At 39.6% G+C, this 18,968-nt stretch carries 21 protein-coding genes, 1 tRNA gene and 1 riboswitch; of the genes, 11 read left to right on the top strand and 11 right to left on the bottom strand.

Translation table 11 applies throughout. The features are described 5' to 3' along the window. Positions 1 to 460: 460 nt before the first annotated feature. Entirely contained in the window at positions 461 to 1,063 is a 603-nt protein-coding gene (locus FF105_RS09730; protein WP_004910362.1) for a helix-turn-helix domain-containing protein, read from the top strand. Positions 1,064 to 1,141: 78 nt separating this feature from the next. Here the strand turns inward: FF105_RS09730 and FF105_RS09725 are convergent, their stop codons facing one another. The 3 genes from FF105_RS09725 to FF105_RS09715 form a co-directional block, all read right to left on the bottom strand. Further along, entirely contained in the window at positions 1,142 to 1,585 is a 444-nt protein-coding gene (locus FF105_RS09725; protein ID WP_010292567.1) for a hypothetical protein, read from the bottom strand. Between the two features lie 4 nt (positions 1,586 to 1,589). Next, on the bottom strand, positions 1,590 to 1,790 hold the full coding sequence (locus FF105_RS09720; RefSeq protein ID WP_004910360.1) for a helix-turn-helix transcriptional regulator: 201 nt from the start codon (positions 1,788 to 1,790) through the stop codon (positions 1,590 to 1,592). A 97-nt stretch (positions 1,791 to 1,887) separates the two neighbouring features. Then, complete coding sequence (locus tag FF105_RS09715; RefSeq protein ID WP_010292563.1) at positions 1,888 to 2,877, bottom strand: hypothetical protein; 990 nt, start codon at positions 2,875 to 2,877, stop codon at positions 1,888 to 1,890. Positions 2,878 to 3,137: 260 nt separating this feature from the next. On the opposite strand from FF105_RS09715, the gene FF105_RS09710 reads away from it, so the two are divergent. Further along, entirely contained in the window at positions 3,138 to 3,650 is a 513-nt protein-coding gene (locus tag FF105_RS09710; protein WP_010292560.1) for a DoxX family protein, read from the top strand. Positions 3,651 to 3,726: 76 nt separating this feature from the next. Here the strand turns inward: FF105_RS09710 and FF105_RS09705 are convergent, their stop codons facing one another. The 3 genes from FF105_RS09705 to tyrS form a co-directional block, all read right to left on the bottom strand. Continuing rightward, positions 3,727 to 4,137 carry a helix-turn-helix transcriptional regulator gene (locus FF105_RS09705; RefSeq protein WP_010292557.1) on the bottom strand — a complete coding sequence of 137 codons (411 nt, stop codon included), beginning with the start codon at positions 4,135 to 4,137 and terminating at the stop codon, positions 3,727 to 3,729. Positions 4,138 to 4,322: 185 nt separating this feature from the next. Further along, positions 4,323 to 5,312 (bottom strand): D-2-hydroxyacid dehydrogenase, encoded by a 990-nt coding sequence (locus FF105_RS09700; RefSeq protein ID WP_010292554.1) that lies wholly within the window; start codon positions 5,310 to 5,312, stop codon positions 4,323 to 4,325. A 50-nt stretch (positions 5,313 to 5,362) separates the two neighbouring features. Next, on the bottom strand, positions 5,363 to 6,610 hold the full coding sequence (tyrS, locus tag FF105_RS09695) for a tyrosine--tRNA ligase (RefSeq protein WP_010292550.1): 1,248 nt from the start codon (positions 6,608 to 6,610) through the stop codon (positions 5,363 to 5,365). Between the two features lie 369 nt (positions 6,611 to 6,979). Here tyrS and FF105_RS09690 point away from each other — a divergent pair, with 369 nt between their 5' ends. Next, entirely contained in the window at positions 6,980 to 7,741 is a 762-nt protein-coding gene (locus tag FF105_RS09690; RefSeq protein WP_010292547.1) for a DUF975 family protein, read from the top strand. Positions 7,742 to 7,759: 18 nt separating this feature from the next. On the opposite strand, the gene FF105_RS09685 is transcribed toward FF105_RS09690, so the two are convergent. Beyond that, on the bottom strand, positions 7,760 to 8,587 hold the full coding sequence (locus FF105_RS09685) for a glucose 1-dehydrogenase (RefSeq protein ID WP_010292545.1): 828 nt from the start codon (positions 8,585 to 8,587) through the stop codon (positions 7,760 to 7,762). Between the two features lie 122 nt (positions 8,588 to 8,709). Between FF105_RS09685 and FF105_RS09680 the strand changes: the two genes are divergently transcribed. The 4 genes from FF105_RS09680 to FF105_RS09665 are packed head-to-tail and all read left to right on the top strand — an operon-like array spanning position 8,710 to position 10,903. Continuing rightward, a complete protein-coding gene (locus FF105_RS09680) occupies positions 8,710 to 9,048 on the top strand; it encodes a PadR family transcriptional regulator (protein ID WP_010292543.1) in 339 nt (112 codons plus the stop codon). Continuing rightward, complete coding sequence (locus FF105_RS09675; protein ID WP_010292540.1) at positions 9,045 to 10,394, top strand: DUF4097 family beta strand repeat-containing protein; 1,350 nt, start codon at positions 9,045 to 9,047, stop codon at positions 10,392 to 10,394. Before FF105_RS09680 ends, FF105_RS09675 begins: the two co-directional genes overlap by 4 nt. A gap of 32 nt (positions 10,395 to 10,426) precedes the next feature. Further along, on the top strand, positions 10,427 to 10,621 hold the full coding sequence (locus FF105_RS09670) for a hypothetical protein (RefSeq protein WP_004915105.1): 195 nt from the start codon (positions 10,427 to 10,429) through the stop codon (positions 10,619 to 10,621). An 18-nt stretch (positions 10,622 to 10,639) separates the two neighbouring features. Then, on the top strand, positions 10,640 to 10,903 hold the full coding sequence (locus tag FF105_RS09665; protein ID WP_010292537.1) for a PspC domain-containing protein: 264 nt from the start codon (positions 10,640 to 10,642) through the stop codon (positions 10,901 to 10,903). Positions 10,904 to 10,939: 36 nt separating this feature from the next. Here FF105_RS09665 and FF105_RS09660 read toward each other — a convergent pair whose 3' ends face one another. Next, positions 10,940 to 11,824 (bottom strand): alpha/beta hydrolase, encoded by an 885-nt coding sequence (locus FF105_RS09660; protein WP_010292533.1) that lies wholly within the window; start codon positions 11,822 to 11,824, stop codon positions 10,940 to 10,942. Positions 11,825 to 11,971: 147 nt separating this feature from the next. Between FF105_RS09660 and FF105_RS09655 the strand changes: the two genes are divergently transcribed. From FF105_RS09655 to FF105_RS09645, 3 genes are all read left to right on the top strand, one after another. Then, a complete protein-coding gene (locus tag FF105_RS09655; protein ID WP_010292531.1) occupies positions 11,972 to 13,432 on the top strand; it encodes a glutamate--cysteine ligase in 1,461 nt (486 codons plus the stop codon). Positions 13,433 to 13,723: 291 nt separating this feature from the next. Beyond that, on the top strand, positions 13,724 to 14,497 hold the full coding sequence (locus FF105_RS09650) for a 2-keto-4-pentenoate hydratase (RefSeq protein ID WP_010292529.1): 774 nt from the start codon (positions 13,724 to 13,726) through the stop codon (positions 14,495 to 14,497). 36 nt (positions 14,498 to 14,533) lie between these two features. Then, a tRNA-Ile gene (locus FF105_RS09645) sits at positions 14,534 to 14,604 on the top strand. Here FF105_RS09645 and FF105_RS09640 read toward each other — a convergent pair. Beyond that, positions 14,605 to 15,603: a YeiH family protein gene (locus tag FF105_RS09640; RefSeq protein ID WP_010292528.1), complete on the bottom strand. Its 999-nt coding sequence runs from the start codon at positions 15,601 to 15,603 to the stop codon at positions 14,605 to 14,607. 115 nt (positions 15,604 to 15,718) lie between these two features. Between FF105_RS09640 and FF105_RS09635 the strand changes: the two genes are divergently transcribed. Continuing rightward, positions 15,719 to 16,537 (top strand): LysR family transcriptional regulator, encoded by an 819-nt coding sequence (locus tag FF105_RS09635; protein WP_290046733.1) that lies wholly within the window; start codon positions 15,719 to 15,721, stop codon positions 16,535 to 16,537. Here the strand turns inward: FF105_RS09635 and FF105_RS09630 are convergent. Both FF105_RS09630 and FF105_RS09625 read right to left on the bottom strand, forming a co-directional pair. Further along, the gene (locus tag FF105_RS09630) at positions 16,532 to 17,101 is read right to left on the bottom strand and encodes a xanthine phosphoribosyltransferase (protein ID WP_010292525.1); all 570 of its coding nucleotides are present in this window, start codon (positions 17,099 to 17,101) and stop codon (positions 16,532 to 16,534) included. The genes FF105_RS09635 and FF105_RS09630 overlap by 6 nt on opposite strands. Then, positions 17,098 to 18,432 (bottom strand): nucleobase:cation symporter-2 family protein, encoded by a 1,335-nt coding sequence (locus tag FF105_RS09625; RefSeq protein ID WP_139967743.1) that lies wholly within the window; start codon positions 18,430 to 18,432, stop codon positions 17,098 to 17,100. The genes FF105_RS09630 and FF105_RS09625 overlap by 4 nt, the downstream gene beginning before the upstream one ends. 74 nt (positions 18,433 to 18,506) lie before the next feature. Further along, a riboswitch (purine riboswitch) is annotated at positions 18,507 to 18,604 on the bottom strand. Positions 18,605 to 18,968: the final 364 nt, after the last annotated feature.

The following is an 18,968-nucleotide window of genomic DNA, read 5'->3' as shown; positions in this document are numbered from 1 at the left end:
TTTACGACATCTAGTGCCAAAAAGCCTTACGACCTATGCTTCACAACCTATTTTAGAATAAAACAAAAATAGGTGAAGACTATCTCCGTCGAGATTAATCTTCACCTTTAATGTTAGTAAGTTTTATTTGCTGATTATCACCAAAACGGCTTTCAATGGCCCAAAGATAACGTTCCTGTCAATCAATCATGGCAATTTCTGTACGTTTTAGAGTTTGACAATCATTTTGTCATTCACCTAATGTTGGAAGTGCCATACGTGCTAATGTTAAAACGGCGCGCAATTTATATTCCTAAGTCAGAATTATCTTTAGACGATGTACGCGCATTACAAGAATTAAGCATCAGAGTGACTAGAAATTAGTGCTTATCCTCCACCTAAATAAGGTAAGCAATGAATCATTGCTTGCCTTATTTACAGTTTACATTCAGACTATATCTAAAACAAAGGAGGACAAGTTATGCGGTTTGGTGAACGGCTAAAAAAAGCACGATCAGATATGAATTTAACACAAGGAGATGTCGCAAATGAACTTTATGTTACTAGGCAAACTATTTCTAGTTGGGAAAATGAAAAAACTTATCCGGATATTTCTAGCTTAATTCAATTAAGCAATTACTATCAGATTTCTTTAGATACTTTACTCAAGGAAGATACTGGTATGCGCGAAGATTTGGAAAAAAAGTATGTAACGGTGAATATGAAAAAAATATACTGGAAATTACAGCTTTGTTTTTTCATCTTACTCTTGTTGTTTATTGCTAATGTATTAGATATCGTCCATTTAGGCATATTTTATATACCATTTCTATTCGTGTTTATTGCTATCGCAATGACACTAGATAATATTGGAGAGTTTGATAGGAACAGCACTCTGGGACTAAAGTACAAATGGCAAAAATATATTGCTGGTGACATGGGTTCTATTTATACATTAATACTGCCTATTATGTCATTTTTATTCGGCATCATTTGCCTACTTTGGAATAAGGGCAACCCATGGTGGTCTTTTATTTGTGCTGGTTTGCTACTGTGGGTTAATCATAAAAGCACCAATAAATAACTTTTAACGATAAAAAGCAACTAATTGATAGCAAGCGTTTCGTCGCTTCGTTATCCATTAGTTGCTTTTTCTGATAGGCTATTGCTGATCATATTTATGCCACAATATATAGTATTGAATATCCGGAATGATAAATGCGCAGGCAATCCAGCCATTTAAAACATAAAATAATACTGCCATTGACAAACTATTCATACCCCATAAGATGCTTAATAGTATCCACAATGCTATAACTAGCAAAATAAAAGTATTAATGAGCGCACTATGCACTTTAAGTGCAATGTCCCGATCCCGCTCATCCTTGGCAAAATACAATTCATCTTTTTGGTTGAACACTTGAACATGATATTTTCTTGAGACATAAATCATCTCAAAGAGGGATGCTAAAACTGACACTAATATTGTCACCATGGCTGTTTGGCGCATATTATTAATCATCAAAATAGAAAACAAAACAAACCCTATTTGCCACATTTTGTTCATCCAGAACGTAAAACGGACTATTTTTTTACTATCACTCATATTATTATTCCTCCACATTATTAACAAACAATTCATCAACCGACGTATGCAAAATATTAGCCAAATCAAAAGCAAGCTTGAGTGACGGATCGTACTTATTATTTTCGATGGCATTAATTGTTTGCCGTGTCACGCCAGTCAAGGTTGCTAGTTCTGCCTGAGATATTTTATTGGTCGATCTAAAATCTTTGATATAATTTTTCATCTTTTTCCCCTACAAAACAAAAATGTAAAACATGTTTTACACTTATAGTAAAACATCTTTTACATTTACTGTCAACCTAAAATTTTATTTTAACGCATCAAGACAAACGAATACTCTGTAATCTCTTGACGAGATTACAGTATTGCGCGCGATCCAAGTCTTCTTGTTCAAAGTCATTTTTGCATATCGCTAGTGTTTCTTGTCCAGCGCTTGTCAATGCAATTCCCGCAGCCATTGCTGCGTCTAGTGATTCTAAAATATTATGTGTGAATTCTCTTATGCGCTCTAAAGAGGCATCTTGGGTAATCATCGTCGCGATGACACCTTCCACATCATCAAAACGCGCCATCACGCCAATAAAGTCTGACGGTCTAGCTGCTGTATGGATCATCATATCGATTTCTTGGAAAAATTCCACAACTTCAGGCAAACTTTCAGCATCATAATAAACCACTTGCTCGTGTAATTCAGCTAAAACGTCAAATAAATAACCGCGCATTTCCTGTTTAAACTGTGGCAACACGTCATGAAACTGTTTAATCAACTGACGCCATTCATCCATGGTAAGTGTTCTTGGTGTTGTATACCCAGCCCTTAAAGCATTATATTGTGCAGCGAGCAATGGATCGCCCTTGGCCGGTTCAAATGCAGCTAAAATATCAGCCGCGACACGACGCAACTGAGTAGCCGTCACATTTTGAGAAAGTGATAACTGTTCAACCAAAGTTCGCAACTTTTTTAAATGAGATGAAACTTGATCAACCGAATTTTTATCTCCAAGTGCACTTACCTCTGTGATTAATTGATGATAAAGCGTTAAATATTCAGGATTTTCAGCAACTTGACGTCGCATAGCAAAATCATCAATACCCCGTAATAGGCCACCAGCAAATTGTCGCAATTCAGCAGGTTGCAAGACTGTGCAAGTCCAGCCTTCTCGTGTAGCGATTTGTTTTTTAGCGTCAGTTGCTGCTTTAGTCAAACTGCGTCCTGATTCTGTCATATCTGCCAAAACCTCAGCAGCGCTACCACGGGCTTGATCGTCCATCAAAGTTTCATCTAAATTGGTTACGTGATTTTTTACCATATATTCTATCCCCATTCACGTTCATTACTTCAAGTGTATCGAAAAAAGTTAACCTTATTGTGACTACTTTGTGAAAAATTCAATCATGATTCAGTCACATTTGACTAACAAAGTAGCGTCAATTTAAAACATTTTTACGCAATAATCACGAAATTTTAAAGCTGAAAACAAATTGTTTGACATTTCACAAGACACTCTGTATACTTACTAATTGTAATAGGTATTACGGATAGAAATTGTAGATATTAGGAGAGAATATTATGATTCAATGGCTACGCAATTCCAAAATTGCAATGGGAATTTTGACGGTTTTACGCGTTTACTTAGGCTACCAATGGACACTTGATGGCTGGGGAAAAATCACAGCCAAAGGTGGTTTCGATGCATCTGGTTTGATTATGGGTGCCATTAAAAACCCTGTGTTAACCCCAGATAAAACAGCTGCTTTCCCTTGGTATGATTGGTTCTTAAACGTTGCGACCAATCATGGTCAATCAACAGCTGCCTTTTCATTTTTAGTCGCTTGGGGTGAATTGCTAGTTGGCTTAGGCTTGGTGTTTGGTACGCTAACCTTAGCAGCTGCCTTCTTCGGTCTCGTTATGAATTTTTCATACCTTGGCGCCGGCGTTGTATCAGTGAATCCAACCTTTATTTTCATTGGTGCTTTGCTGTTAATTGGTGGTTACAACTCAGGAAAGATTGGTTTGGACCGCTGGGTAACCCCATTCCTACGCGATAAGCTACCATTTTTACAAAACGACATTAAACTTTAAGCGTCGACAAAAAAGAGTGATTATTGTTAGCCAATAATCATTCTTTTTTAGTTATTGCAGTTCAGAGTTGTAATATTCAATTAAACAGAGATTTAATCGAGTCAATAATATCTGGTAAAACACCACCCAAAACGGCGATGATAGGAATCAATGCCCACCAATAAGACGACATAAATTCCCAAAAATTCATTCCGTCTCGCCTCCTGCGAATATATTCTCCTCGCCGTGGATCAAAAGTAAATTCACTATGATCAATTTTATCCTCAATACTGTCAGTCTGTGGTGTAATACCCAAAACCAATGTATCGAGTGAGCAATCAAATATTTCTGCTAATTTAATCAAATTAGGCAAATCAGGTGTCGCATCGCCTGATTCCCAACGTGAAACTGCTTGTCGCGAAATATAAAGCTGTTTGGCTACATCTTCTTGTGACAAACCTTTGTCTGTCCTGAACCTTTTTAATTGATTTGGAAATTGTAATTCCATGTATCCGCTCTCCTCTTGATTTGATACTGTCATTATCATTCAAATCACTGGCCAATACTAGCAATTAAAGCCATCAAATCAGCAACTAGCAATGCAAACGTGCGCAACAACAGGTTGCGTTTGTGCTTGAAAACCCTGTATTATCAACGATACTGCTAGTTGCGCTCTTTTTGGGCTTACACAGCTCATCTCAAAATTTCATTTTCGGTGAAACCGCCATTTACTATGATGACTGCATCATTTAGTGCCATTTCAACCATATTTTTAATCGCCGTATTCGTGTAAAAAGCGATATGTGGTGACAACAGAAAGTTATCATAAGCCACTAACCGTTGGATATTTTCTGGCAATTCATCAACTGTTTGCTTTTGGTCCATGAAGTCATTTTCATTTGGTGCCACATCAAAGGCAGCGCCCGCTAATTGACCGCTGGCTAGTGCTAATTCCAAAGCTGACATATCAACAATTTCACCACGTGCAAAATTCAACATGATGGTACCCGGCTGTACTTTTTCAAAAAATGCGCGATCTGCCAATCCACGTGTCTCATCATTTAATGGTGTATGAAAGCTAATCACATCGGCCCGACGCAACGCCTCATCTAATGTCGTATACGTTACAAATGGTTCATTTTGAGCGCGGTAAACGGGATCTACTCCCAATACTTGCGCGCCAAGCGCGTGCAACATTTCTGCCAAAGCAGTACCAATGCGACCCACACCAATAATTGCCACTGTTAGGTCATGAATTTCCCGCGCCTGTCCACCGGCTGCCCAAGTGTAATCCCCTTGTGCCATAGCACGATCGAATTTTTTATTATGACGAATCAGATTAAATAACTGCGTTAACGTATACTCAGCGATGGCACGTGGCGAGTAGGCCGCAACATTTGATAAGCGCACATGATTGGCAAAGGCGGCGGGCAAATCAAAAACATCATAACCCACTTGACGCAAGGCGATTTGTTTAATATTAAGTTGTGATAATCGCTCATAAACTGGTGGATTAACTGATGTCGTTTGTTGTGTTGAGACTGCATCAAAACCACTAGCACGATCAACGGTCTCTTCGTTGAGTGGTTGGTCGATTGTGACCACTTCGTGCCCCGTTTTTTCAGACCACTGCTTAACGTATGGCAATTCATCCGCTACGGCGTTATACATTAAAATTTTCATGATATTATCCTTTCAAAAAAGCACGACCGTTAAGTTGGCCATGCTAAAAGTTATTGTACTTTACCCAAGAAATACTTTTTCTTACCACGACGCACCAACACAAATTGACCGTCATAATGACTTGCAGGATCAATCACTGCCTCAAGGTCTTTGATCTGTTCCCCATTAATTCTAATGGCACCATTGGTTACATCTTCACGGGCTTGACGTTTAGAGCTTTCAATCTGCCCATCAACCAAAAAATCAACGATATTTTTAGGAGCTTGTTCAATCTCAAAACTTGGTACACCGCCAAAGGCATCCGCAATTTCATCAGCTGACAAGTCAGCAACATCACCACTAAACAAAGCTGCGGACAAACGTTCTGCCTCTTCAACAGCAGCTTGTCCATGAACAAACTTTGTCACTTCTTGCGCCAAACGACGTTGTGCTTCACGCGCACCCGGATTTTCTTGTGACACTTTTTCAAGTTCATTAATTTCATCAACCGATAAGAAAGTAAAGTATTTGAGGTATTTCACAACATCAGCGTCACTTTGGTTATACCAGAACTGGTAGAACGTATAGGGTGACGTTTTTTCAGCATCTAACCAAATGGCATTGCCTTCAGACTTACCAAACTTCTTACCCGTTGCGTCCGTCATCAAAGGAATGGTCAAGCCAAACGCCTTTGCTTCGTTACCTTCAATTGCATGAATTAAATCAATCCCGGACGTGATATTGCCCCACTGATCTGAACCACCAATTTGCAATTGAACGTTGTGTCGACGCCACAATTCATGAAAATCAATACCTTGCAGAATTTGGTAGGTAAATTCAGTAAATGAAATACCCGTTTCTAAACGTGAAGCAACGACATCTTTTTTCAACATGACATTAATTGAGAATAACTTACCATAATCACGCAAAAAGTCCGTCAGTGTCAGCTTACCCAACCAGTCGTTATTGTTAACAATTTGTGTGTCGCCAGTACCAAATAACTTCGTCACTTGCGCTGTAATGCCTTGTTCATTAGCAGCGAGTTGCTCTGGTGACAACAATTTACGTTCAGTTGTCGGACGTGGATCACCAATAGCGCCTGTCCCACCACCAATGATGATAACTGCTTTACCACCAGCATTTTGGAAACGCTTTAGCACCATAAATGGAATCAAATGTCCCAAGTGTAGTGATGGTGCCGTCGGGTCAGTTCCGACATAAGCACCAATCTTGTCATTGCTCATTGCTTCTAACAAACCGGCTTCGTCCGTTACTTGGTTGAGGGCGCCACGCCATTTCAAGTCTTCAATAAAATTCATCAGTATCTCCTTATTTTAAAACCATTTTTAACAGCAAAAATCGCCCTAATCTGAATAGAATAGGACGATTTTCACCGTGGTACCACCTAAATTGTAAGTCATCGGACTCACCACTTAATATTGCCTTATCGCGGCCTACGTCATTGTCTAAACGTTGTGTAACTCAACAATATTTTCGGATTAGCTCACAGCAACCGCTAACTTTCTGATACACGCCTAATATTGCCTTTATCAACGTAATGAATATTTTTATTATACCAGAATTTCATTCTAAATAGTAATTTTTAATCTTTAATTAACTGGTAGTATTTTTGTGACTATTTTCGACTATGTTATAATTGAATATATTAAGTCAGAGGAAGAACTGATATGAATTCAATTCGAGAAATTAAACACGCAGCTTGGTCGCGCGTGACGCAAAGCTTTGGGGCAGCGTTTTTGCTAGCACTTATTCCAGTTATTTTAGAATTTGGCAGTAGTGCTGCCACTGCAAGAGACCAGTTACGCAATGCCAATACTGTCACATCAACTAGTGGCAGTATTGGTAAAAGTGTAGCGTTTGATGCTGGTACCATTATCACAATTATTGTCGCTGTTTTAATCAGCCTAATCATTGTCTTTGCAATTTTAGCATTGTTCATTGCCTTAATTGAAATGTTTGCAGAGAGCTCGACCGTTGGTTTCCTTACTTGGTCTGAAGAAGACGAGAAACCCGTCAAGCCTTTCATTGGTGGCTTAACACTAATCAATGGGACAGTTTATAAAATTGCTTATATTCGTGCCATCTATTCAATGCTTTGGGCATTGTTATTCTTTATTCCTGGTATTATCAAGTCATTTAGCTATTCACAGGCAATCTTAATTTACCGTGATGATGTCAAAAACAATCGTGACATTCGTACAGCACGTCAATATTTGAAAGCATCAGCTGAGATGATGAATGGTTATAAGGGACGTCGTTTCTTGCTTAGTTTAAGTTTGATTGGTTGGTCAATTTTGACAGCCCTAACTGGTGGCATTTTGGCTATCTTTACCACACCTTATTTCTTAGCAGTCAATGCTTCATTCTATCAAAGCCTACGTGGTTTAAGAGATACGCAGCATGTTAATGATACGAGTACAGTCTTGTGAGCAATCACAAGGCTTTTTTTAACCTTTACCACCTTGAAATTCATTATATAAGGTAATCCCGCCATCAATGTAAAGTGTCGTTCCTGTAATATAACTTGCCTCTTTGGAAATTAACCACATGGCCGCGTTAGCCACGTCAATCGGGTCACCAATTTTTTTCATCGGAATCATATTAGTCGTTTCTTGCTTGACGGCTGGATTTTTAAACCGCTCTGCATTAATTGGTGTATCAAGAGCTCCCGGCGAAATCGCATTAATTCGGATACCACGTTCAGCATACTCCAAGGCAGTTGTCTTGGTAAACATCAACACCCCTGCTTTCGCTGTGGCATACGACGCGTATGTTGGCCACGGAATCGTATCATGTATCGACGAAATATTAATAATGTTACCTTGAATTTTGTGCGTCAAAAAATGATTAATTGCAATTTTTGACCCTAGAAATACACCATCCATGTCAACGTGTAATACCCGCTGCCAATCATCATAACTCACCAAATGCGTCGCTTCTTGTATTTCAAACCCAGCATTATTAACCCAAACATGAATCTCACCAAAATGTTGAATTGCGGTGTCATAAATTGCTTGAATGCCCGCCTCAGTACCAACATCAGCTTGCACCGCAACCGCCCGACCGCCAGCAGACTCGATTAATTGTAACAATCCGTCAACGACATTTTTTTTGGCGTTTAAGTAATTAACGACAACGTTCATTGCCTCAGCACCGGCATGTCTGGCGATAGCTTCACCGATACCGGACGACGATCCAGTTACTACAATGGTTTTCCCAGCCAAATCAGGATACCGCGTATGAGGATGGTTATTTTGTGTTGTTTGTTGTGTCATAAGACTAACTCCTTTTGATCATTATTATACACAGAAAATATGATTTTTTTGTAAAAACAAACAAATTACTTTGACAAGCATAGTAGTTTGTTATATTATATAAGCATACGAGGTAATTTACTATGGAAATATCAAAAGATCTCATTCGAGGTCACACTGATACGATTATTCTGAATATCTTAAATCAAGGTGATTCTTACGGTTATCAAGTTTCAAAATCTATTCGACAATTATCCGACCAACAATATGAACTCAATGAAGCAACCCTTTATACTGCTTTTCGCCGGCTAGAAAAGCTGGGTGACATTGAGAGCTATTGGGGTGACGAAACACAAGGTGCACGTCGAAAATATTACCGCATCACCTCACAAGGTCAACAGCACCTAGCCACGGCGCTAGATGAATGGCGATTTGCTAAAAAAGTGATCAGCAATCTGATTAGTGGGAGAATCGAATTATGACATCAATAGAAATGGAAATCAGAACACGTTTAGATGTTATTTTTTCAAAATATACACCTAACACTCAGCTAACCGAGTTTAAAGAGGAACTAGTGGCTGATTTAATTGAGGCTTATCAAGACTTTGCCAAAACTGACCGTTCTCATGACGAAGCATTGGATGATACTTTTGATCAGCTCGGTGATATTGATACTGTTTTGAAAGAATTAAGCGAACAAAAATCAACAACCAAAGATGATACACAATCAGATGAGCAGGAAGATACAACCGAAAACAGCAAACGGTCATTTGTAGATATCTCTGATGAAGGCGTACACATTGGTAATCTTCATATTAACAGCAAAGGGGTTCGCCTTGGTGACGATATTGTCATTGACGGTCAACACGACAAAGTGCAATTTGGCGACTGGCTGCACGTGGATCACGAAGGTGCACGAGTTGGTGACAAGTATTATCAATTTGAAAGTGATCAAGGTCACTATAATTTTGAAACACATACGCTTGAGGAACCTTTCTGGACCAAAGCACATCATAATATCACGATTCCAACGAGCGACAAACCATTCATTTTTGACTACAAAGACGCCAGCGTCAGTTTTTATACCAATGACAAAACTGATTTAATCACGGTTGATGAATATTTCAGTCGTGACAATGCCCGTTACTTTGCCCGTATCTCAGAAACAGATGATCATGTTCTGATTTCACAAGGCGACCATCCAATGCTTTTCCATGTCAAGACTGCGATTCAAATTGGCTTACCACAGAACTTCAGCACTGGAAAAGTGACGACAATCAACCACTCAGGCAGTTTATATGTTAATAGCGTTGCACTTGAAGAATTTAACGTCAGTGTGTATTCTGGCAGTTTCAAAGCACAACATATTACAGCCAAAAGTGGTCTATGGCGGGTCACTTCTGGGACGATCAAAGCCAGCGATGTTAAGTTTGAAACTGCTGAAATTGAGAATAAATCAGGCAGTATCAAATTAGAAAAAACTGTCATCAATGATGCCACTGTGTCGGCACATTCTGGTTCAATTCGTATTGACGATTTTGTTGGCGGCGGTCACTTTAAAGCTAACTCGGGCGCAATCCGGTTACGCCTTTCAAAATTGACGCGTGATTTAACCTTAAAAGCCAATTCGGGTTCAATTCGCGTTACCGCGCCAAACAATCAAGATTTCAACTTTGAATTATCAGCGCATTCCGGCAGTGTTTCTGTTGAACGCAGCAATATTCATTTTGACCAAAACAATGGCAGCTATAAACGCGGATTCGTTGGAACAGATCCCGAATTTGCCATCGAAGCGCAAGCTAATTCGGGCACTGTTAAAATTTATTAAGGAGTGTACGGTCAGTCGTACAACATCATCACATGAAAGAACACTACAATCACATTCACGTAGGCCACGATCATGGCCTGCAAGCTTACGGCGTTGGTTTCCTATTAGCTGGCGGCATTCAATTTGCGACATCTCACGATTGGTGGTCAACTTTGTGGCACGCGTTCTTAAGTTGGGGCTACATTGGTTACTATATTGCTGAAGTCGTTCAAAAAGTTATTCATTAAACAAGGAGAAATTTCATCATGGCTAAAAATAAAAAATTAACGCGTTCACGCAGTAATCGTTTAATTGGTGGTGTTCTCGGCGGATTTGCTGAATATTTTGGTTGGGACGCAACACTCGTTCGCGTCATCTTCGTGGTTGTATCATTCTTTTCAACCGCGTTCCCAGGCATTTTGGTTTATATCCTAGCATGGATTTTAATGCCTGATGCACCAACAAAATCTCACTATTATTCTGACCAGACGAGAAAAGACGTCACACCAGATGATACTGATCGTCCATAATAAAAAAAGATTGATGTATTAAATCATCAATCTTTTTTATTGTCTTATAAACGCTAACTTTTGCTGATAAATATCATCAGTATCAAAATCACTGGGTCCGTGGTGAGCACCAGACACCCAAGTTGTTTTGGCTGATTGACCAACGATATCGTCATATTCTTGCGCTAATTTGACACTTTGTAAATACGGTACAACGTCATCCGCCGTACCTGCCAACAAATAAAGCGGTGGCATTTTTTGACTAAAATAAGTTGCCGGATTCGCTTGTGCGACCAGTTCTGGCACATCAGCTGGTCGCTGATTATTTAACATAATGCCTTCAAATGACAACTTTGAACCAGTCTCGGTGAACTTTGGTGTTATGCCTAACTTTTCAAACTGTGGCACAAATTGGTCAACTTGGTAAGGTCCGTATAAGCCAATTACATGAGAAATTTCAGGTAGCTCACCAGATGTCGCACCTGCCGGTTTTTCACCTAACATAACACTACCCGAAATACTGGCTGCAGTTAAAACAGCCAGTTGAGCACCGCTTGACTCACCAATCAACACCACCTCAGTCATATTTAACCCATACGTTTCGGCATGCGCAACTAAAAATGACAGTACCGCGCGAATTTCAGCAATTTGATTTGGAAAATGATTCGTGTGAACGGTATTGAGTGAATAGTTTGGACTCACAACGGCGTAATGATCAGCTAAAAATCGCAAACTTGGTTGTAACTTGTAAGAAGACTTTTCCCCACGTAATAAGCCCCCACCATAAATATCTACAATAACCCCCACTGTATGTTGCGTTTTTGGTCGGTAAATATCAAGCTGATGACGCGCACCACTAGCATAATCAACATCACGAAAAATCGTTACATTATCCGGCACTTTAGCCGGAACGTATTGATAAATTTTATCTTTGAATAACATACCCTTATTATAGTTTGGGGCGTATCTTAATACAAATATTTCGATTACAAAAGTCGTATCAAACGCCTATTCTAAAATACATATTTCACCCTTTTAAAACGTAAATGCGGTAAAATGAGGTAAATATCATTGTTGGGGTAACATTATATGTCCGAAAATCTTGACCATTTAAAACGCAATCATCTCCTTGACCTATTATTTGCTGGGCGCTTTGGAATCGAAATTGAAGAACACCGCGTCCAATTAGGAAAACCGCGGTTATCGCAGCATCCTCACTCACGCCAACTTGGCACTCGAAAAACCAATCCTTACTTCCAAACTGATTTTTCAGAAAGTCAAGAAGAGCTGGTGACCGCACCAAAACATGCTTCAAAGGATGCTTTAGCCCATCTACATGAATTGCAAACCATCTTGAGCAATGAACTATCAGAAGATGAAATCATTTGGCCACTTTCCATGCCACCTCATCTCAATGAAGACGATATTGACTTCTTATTGACACACTTTGAACGCCCATGGTATCAAGAATATCGTGAAGAATTAATCGCTCGCTATGGTTATTATCAACACATTATGACCGGCGTGCATGTCAATTATTCACCAGCTGATAATTTGATTGATTGGTTTGGATCCCAACATCATATTCAATCCTATCCAGCTGCCAAAAATCGACTATATTTCCAAATTGCTCAACAAGTCACTGGTTATCGTTGGCTGCTAACCTATCTATTTGGCGCAAGTCCTGTCACTGAAAATAGTGCTGACAACTTACCCAATAATCGACTCGATATCCAACCAGTACGTTCTTGGCGCGCCAGTGATTTTGGTTTTGCCAATCGCCCTGAAATTTTAGTGGATTATTCAGATTTTGAAACCCACATTCGCCAAATTAGACAATACATCGCCAACGGTGATTTCTATGACAAAAGCGAGTTTTACGGTCCAGTCCGACTTAAAGGCCCTGGAGAAATTGAAGATTTAATCCAAAATGGCGCTAATTACATGGAATTTAGAATGTTTGATACAGATCCATTCTCATTAGACGGTATCTCCCAAACCGCTTTGAGTTTTCTACATCTGCTGATTATCGACGCAATTGTTAACCCACAACCTTGGCCAAAACACACTGCCGAAGGTGCACGCGCCTTTAATCATGTTGTAGCATTGGCACACCCAGATGAACCACTCAGCAGCACAGCTACCCAACACACTCGTAATTTGTTGACACGCTTAGCAGAAATTGTTGCCGTATCACCAGCTGATTTGCGTGACGATTTTAATCAGGCGTTAGATTATGCCAAAACGGCATTAGATGATCCAAAACAAACGATTGGTGCTCGTCTCGCTAGCTTCATTAAAAATGACTCACTCACCACCTACGCTGTAACGCGTGGGCAAGCCATTTTAAAAGCACGTCAACAAGCCAAAGATAATTTTGTTTTTGTACCAAAAAACCTACAAAAAACTTATATTCAAGCGCACAAGCTTGGCTTTAAAACACTAATGCGCGAGGATAATCACTTACAAGTCACTTATGGTGACAAAGTTTGGGCTTTTATGAGCGAGGAAGACCTCACAAAATATCTGCCAAATCATATCGAAAAATGATTATAAAATGAGAAAAGTAAGATTAACGTTGCTTTTCTTTTTTTATTGTTTTATAATTAAGCACATGAACAAGCAAATGACTTCACAAGTAAACAACACAATTATCAACGCGATTATTATTATTTAGTAATCGGGTTGTTATTTTGCGTAACGACTCGCTGTATGCCTGTCGTTACGGTTTCAAGTGACCTAAATCTCATTTGATAGCGTAACTGCTATTAAATGAGATTTTTTATTTGCCATAGCACGGTGACTACCCCCTTGGGTAGCACAATATCTCGGAGGAAAATTATGACGACATCACAAGAATTAGCTAACCATTTATATCAGGCTTTCGCCACCAATACGCCACTTGACCGCGACGCTTTTGTTGGCGTTGTCAACAGTTTTGAAGAGGCATATCAAGTACAAGATGCCGTTCTTAAGCAAAAAGGTGAACCAGTCGCCGGCTATAAAGTTTCTTTGACATCACCTGAAACACAAGCGATGTTCGACTCAGATTCCCCACTTTATGGTGGTCAACTTGCTAACAAATTCTTACCTTCTAATACCAAATTTCACCTGAGTGATTATAATGAACCGCTTGTGGAAGTTGAAATGCTTTTCACAGCCAAAGAAGATCTCACACCCGACATGACGCCGGAAGAATTGCTACAACACACAACTGTCGCACCAGCACTGGAATTGCCGGACGCGCGCTTTGCCAATTGGTTTCCAAAGTTAGATAAATATTTGGTTTTGAGTGACACTGCTGTTGGTGGTGCTGTTGTTTATGGAACGGCACGTGACGGCGCTGACTTGACGCTCAAAACACTAGCTGATGTAAAAGCTGTTCTCACCCACGATGGTGAAGAAGTAGCCAGTGGTCAAGGATCTGAAGTACTTGGCAACCCTGTTTTCTCTTTGAAGTGGTTAGTAGGAAAATTATTTTCACAAGGCAAAAAATTCCCTGCGGGAACACATGCTTCAACCGGCACATTTTTACTACCACCCTCTTTGACGGCTGGTACTTGGTCAGCACAATTTAGTGACGATTTTGGTACCGTGACTGTCGAAGTCGACTAACAAAAAAAGATGTTTCACATGAAACATCTTCATCATAGGCTTGTAGCTCAATGGTAGAGCGTTGCGCTGATAACGCAGAGATAGAGGATCATTCCCTTTCGGGCCGATTAAAACAAAACATGAATTAAAATGACCGCCAAAACAACTTGTACGAAACCTGTGACCAAACCATAACTCAAGAACTTGCTACCAGATTTCTTAATAATATCCAGTTTCAAGTTTAGTCCAATTCCTGCTAAGTTAACAACACCAAAGAAACCAGAAACTTCTTTTGCCCCTAACGTCAGCAAATGTGGCATTGGCAAAAAACTATTGGCTAACAATAAAATAACGAAAGCAATGATAAACCAAGGGATTTTGACTCCTTTTGAAGCAACTTTTGCTTCGCCATTTCCTTGATCGCGCTTTTGTGCCATCTTAGCAAATACCAAAACAACGACTGTTAACAAGATAACCCGCAGCATTTTAAACAAAGTCGCATAGGTCACAACTGTTGGGTTAATCAAGGCCGCCGTTCCAACAACTTGACCCACTGACTGAACAACACCACCAACTAATGCACCTAATAATAAATTATGATTGCCAACTAAATGTGGGCCAACAACTGGCAGCAATAACAACAACACCACACCAGTTAAACTAACAGTCGCAACTGCTGTTCGCCGTTGATCATCATTGGCACCAATGGCGGGCGCCACCGAGGCAATAGCACTTGAACCACAAACCGCATTGCCAGCTCCCATTAACATGGCTGACTTATCACTGACCTTAAACAGTCGGCCACCCATCCATAGCACAATCACAATTGTTAATGTCATTTGAATTAGAATAAAGGCCAACCCGTTGATACCCAAATTCTCAATGGTTCGCAATGTTACGGTCAGTCCCATCAAAGCAATACCAATTTCAATCGGATATTTTTCCGCCCATTTCATCCCCGGTGCAAATGAATCACGATTTAACACAGTGTTGCCTAGTAAAATACCTAACAACATCGCAATCGCTTCTGCGCCCAAAAAAGGTAACCAATTCGCCAAAATTTTAGCGACAAAAGACAAAATTAAGGTAATGATAATACCCGATACCATATTTGCTTTTATTTTCATGTTTTCTCCCGTCAATCCTTAAACTTATAATACAATTAATATTACCCCCGTGTTTGCTATTTGTAAAATAAATATTTATAATGTATTCAATTAAAAAAACTAATAGGAATGGACTATGTTCAAATTATTACAAACCTTCATTGCAGTTTATGAAACGCGGTCTTTTTCAAAGGCAGCAGACCAATTATTTATCTCGCAACCCAACGTCAGTGTCCATATTAAACAATTGGAAACCGAGTTAAAAACAACCCTATTTGACCGAAATGGCCGTACTGAATTAGCACCGACAACTAATGCCCGTATGTTGTATCAACGCGCGCTAGCGCTTTTAGATGATTGGCAAAAAACCACCGATAGTCTTGTTCAAAATCGACGGACCACTATCAAGATTGGCGCCTCGCAAACTTCAGCAACCGTCTTATTGCCTAAAATAGTAGCTCATATTAAAAAAGATGATTTCAATACCACTGATTTCCAAATCGAAATGCATAATTCCGAGGAAATTCTAGCTGGCATATTGAATCATCAGTTTGATATTGGCTTAATTGAAAAGCCGATTACACATGATTTTATTGTGCGTGAAGCCATTGCTACCGACCAGTTAGTGTTAGCGGGTAATCCTAACAGTGATCTATGGCTGGTGCGTGAAAAGGGTTCTGGTGTATACCACTATACACAGCAATATTTCAAACAAGAAGACATTGTGCCCGACCATTTTTTAACCATTGCCAACAACGACGTGATTGTCAAAATGCTGGCGGAAAACTTTGGTAAGTCGATTGTCAGTATTCAAACACTGCCCAATGGCGTTCCTTATCAATCTTTAAATAGCAATTTTAATCGCTCATTTTATTTGATTCGTTCAGCACATGAAAATCGTGCTGATGTCCTAAAATGGCATAAACATTTCGCAAAAATTGCCAGCCAATTATAGAAATTCAACTTGACCGTTGACAAAAGCTTTAATTCTCGCCAAACTTTCCACATGAATGCCTCGCTCATCTAGTAGCTGGCGTCCTTTTTGGAAAGTTTTTTCAATGACAATACCAGCCCCAACAACATGTAAATCAGCGTCTTGGGCAATTGTCAGTAAACCATCAACCGCCTGACCGTTAGCTAAGAAGTCATCAATAATGAGCACATTCTCGCCTGCTGTCAAAAAGCGCTTGTCAATCATGATATGATTGGTTGTTTGCTTAGTAAATGAATAGACGTCAGCAGTCCACACATTATCTGGCAACGTTAATGACTTGTTTTTACGTGCAAAAACAACTGGTACGTGTAGCGCCAATCCAGCAAAAACGGCTGGTGCAATACCAGAAGTTTCAACCGTTAGGACCTTATCAATCTTCTCATTAGCAAATAAACGCGCAAACTCTTGTCCCATTGCTTGCATCAGTTCTGGATCAATTTGATGGTTCAAAAATGAATCGACCTTTAAGACGTCTTCATTTAATACCCGACCATCTTTTTGAATGCGCTCTTCTAACAATTTCATTGTGCTAACCCCTTTTCAACTATTTTACCATCCATTACTTGTTCGCCGTCGTCATTAATTTTACCATTAAGAATCATGTTCAAGACCACTGCTAAAATTGATGTCACGACCACGCTGTTTGTCACAATCAGTTGAATAGTTTGTGGCAAATGCTGGAAAAATTGTGGGTAGACCGTCACACCAATACCACCACCAATTGATAACGCCGCAATCACTAAGTTTTTCTCAGAATCAAAGTTGACATGGCGTAAAATATTGACACCTTGCACACCAATCGTCCCAAACATAACAAACATTGCACCACCCAATACAGCACTTGGAATTATCGTTGCTAATGCGCCAAACTTTGGTAGCAAACCAATAATAATTAAAATGATTGCTGCAAAATAAATGGGTTGTTTCGTTTTCACGCCTGAAAGTCTAACCACACCAACGTTTTGACTGAAGGTTGAATAGGGAAATGTGTTAAAAATACCAGACAAAATGACCCCTAGACCTTCGGCTCGATAACCATTGGCCATGTCGTGTGCACTTAGCTTACGACCAGTCAAATCAGCTAACGCAAAGTAAACACCCGTTGATTCAATCATACTCGTTAATACAATCACAATCATTGTGATAATGGCTGACGTATGAAATGTCGGAACACCCAAGAAAAATGGCGTTGGCACGTGCACCCAAGCAGCTGAAGCAACAGGTTCAAGTGATACTTTACCTAAAAAGGCTGCAAACACAGTACCTAAGATAATGCCTAATAGAATAGCAATTGCTTTGACGAAGCCCTTAGCAAACAACATGAAACCTAAAATGATGATAATCGTGACTAAACCAACCAATAAATTGCTTAAATCACCATAACTTTTGGCACTCGCATCACCGCCACCCCAATTCAGTAAGGCAACCGGTATCAATGTAAAACCAATCACTGTAATCAAAGAACCGGTGACAACTGGCGGAAAATAAGCACGCAATTTGGCAAAGAGCCCACCAATTAGAAAAACAAAAATGCCGGCAGAGATGGTTGCACCATACATTGCACCAATGCCTAGCGTACTACCAATGTTAATCAAGGGTGATACAGATTGAATGGCTGAACCAAGCACAACGGGCATGGCAATACCAGTTAATGGCGTTCGCTTCAGTTGTAGCAATGTTGCCACACCAGTCATTAAAATATCCACTGAAATTAAATAAGCCATCTGTGCCGCCGAAAATTTCAAGGCTGTTCCAATCAGCAAAGGCACCAACACACCACCCGAATACATCGCTAGCACATGTTGTAATCCTAAGAACAAAGATTGTACTTTGTTTTGTTTCACCGCGTTATCCATTTTTCCCTCGATTTCTCGCTACAATTAAAAAAACTGACCATTTCCCTATCAGAAAAGGCCAGCATTGTCTTTGAATCGAATACTAACTTGCGATAGTCGCACCTTTTGGCGTGCGGTAGAAACTAGGTCACCATTTTTAACCAATTATATCTGCAATTATTTTATGTTTATAGCTTATCAAATTACCTATTAGTAATGCAAGTTTTTGATGATATTCTCCCTAAAAGAATCAGCCATTAATTGTTTACAATTTGTTCATATTTAGCACGCAAATTATACATCTTTCACAGTGATAATAGACTTATCGAAATTATAGTCATTTGGGAGCATCGCAACATTATGAAATTTAAAAATCTCTTTCTAACTGGTTTACTCATTGTGAATCTGCTAACACCACTCATCTCGGTGTCAGCCAGTCAAACGTCATCTACCCCCCAGAAAATCAGAATACCCCTGTCTCTAAGACCACAGATACCAAAGATTCAAAGACTGTAACATTACCTGACAATTCAAGCAATGGTCCTTTTAAAACAACG

The sequence above is a fragment of the Leuconostoc sp. UCMA20149 genome, from assembly GCF_030400235.1.
GTDB lineage: Bacteria > Bacillota > Bacilli > Lactobacillales > Lactobacillaceae > Leuconostoc > Leuconostoc pseudomesenteroides.
The sequence above is the reverse complement of the archived record's forward strand: the minus strand, read 5'-3'. Positions and strand labels throughout refer to the sequence as shown.

What these genes read in the sequence shown, in the direction of transcription:
- FF105_RS09730 (WP_004910362.1), top strand. Translation starts at nt 461, where the DNA reads ATGCGGTTTGGTGAACGGCTAAAAAAAGCACGATCAGATATGAATTTA.
- FF105_RS09725 (WP_010292567.1), bottom strand. Translation starts at nt 1,585, where the DNA reads ATGAGTGATAGTAAAAAAATAGTCCGTTTTACGTTCTGGATGAACAAA.
- FF105_RS09720 (WP_004910360.1), bottom strand. Translation starts at nt 1,790, where the DNA reads ATGAAAAATTATATCAAAGATTTTAGATCGACCAATAAAATATCTCAG.
- FF105_RS09715 (WP_010292563.1), bottom strand. Translation starts at nt 2,877, where the DNA reads ATGGTAAAAAATCACGTAACCAATTTAGATGAAACTTTGATGGACGAT.
- FF105_RS09710 (WP_010292560.1), top strand. Translation starts at nt 3,138, where the DNA reads ATGATTCAATGGCTACGCAATTCCAAAATTGCAATGGGAATTTTGACG.
- FF105_RS09705 (WP_010292557.1), bottom strand. Translation starts at nt 4,137, where the DNA reads ATGGAATTACAATTTCCAAATCAATTAAAAAGGTTCAGGACAGACAAA.
- FF105_RS09700 (WP_010292554.1), bottom strand. Translation starts at nt 5,312, where the DNA reads ATGAAAATTTTAATGTATAACGCCGTAGCGGATGAATTGCCATACGTT.
- tyrS (WP_010292550.1), bottom strand. Translation starts at nt 6,610, where the DNA reads ATGAATTTTATTGAAGACTTGAAATGGCGTGGCGCCCTCAACCAAGTA.
- FF105_RS09690 (WP_010292547.1), top strand. Translation starts at nt 6,980, where the DNA reads ATGAATTCAATTCGAGAAATTAAACACGCAGCTTGGTCGCGCGTGACG.
- FF105_RS09685 (WP_010292545.1), bottom strand. Translation starts at nt 8,587, where the DNA reads ATGACACAACAAACAACACAAAATAACCATCCTCATACGCGGTATCCT.
- FF105_RS09680 (WP_010292543.1), top strand. Translation starts at nt 8,710, where the DNA reads ATGGAAATATCAAAAGATCTCATTCGAGGTCACACTGATACGATTATT.
- FF105_RS09675 (WP_010292540.1), top strand. Translation starts at nt 9,045, where the DNA reads ATGACATCAATAGAAATGGAAATCAGAACACGTTTAGATGTTATTTTT.
- FF105_RS09670 (WP_004915105.1), top strand. Translation starts at nt 10,427, where the DNA reads ATGAAAGAACACTACAATCACATTCACGTAGGCCACGATCATGGCCTG.
- FF105_RS09665 (WP_010292537.1), top strand. Translation starts at nt 10,640, where the DNA reads ATGGCTAAAAATAAAAAATTAACGCGTTCACGCAGTAATCGTTTAATT.
- FF105_RS09660 (WP_010292533.1), bottom strand. Translation starts at nt 11,824, where the DNA reads ATGTTATTCAAAGATAAAATTTATCAATACGTTCCGGCTAAAGTGCCG.
- FF105_RS09655 (WP_010292531.1), top strand. Translation starts at nt 11,972, where the DNA reads ATGTCCGAAAATCTTGACCATTTAAAACGCAATCATCTCCTTGACCTA.
- FF105_RS09650 (WP_010292529.1), top strand. Translation starts at nt 13,724, where the DNA reads ATGACGACATCACAAGAATTAGCTAACCATTTATATCAGGCTTTCGCC.
- FF105_RS09640 (WP_010292528.1), bottom strand. Translation starts at nt 15,603, where the DNA reads ATGAAAATAAAAGCAAATATGGTATCGGGTATTATCATTACCTTAATT.
- FF105_RS09635 (WP_290046733.1), top strand. Translation starts at nt 15,719, where the DNA reads ATGTTCAAATTATTACAAACCTTCATTGCAGTTTATGAAACGCGGTCT.
- FF105_RS09630 (WP_010292525.1), bottom strand. Translation starts at nt 17,101, where the DNA reads ATGAAATTGTTAGAAGAGCGCATTCAAAAAGATGGTCGGGTATTAAAT.
- FF105_RS09625 (WP_139967743.1), bottom strand. Translation starts at nt 18,432, where the DNA reads ATGGATAACGCGGTGAAACAAAACAAAGTACAATCTTTGTTCTTAGGA.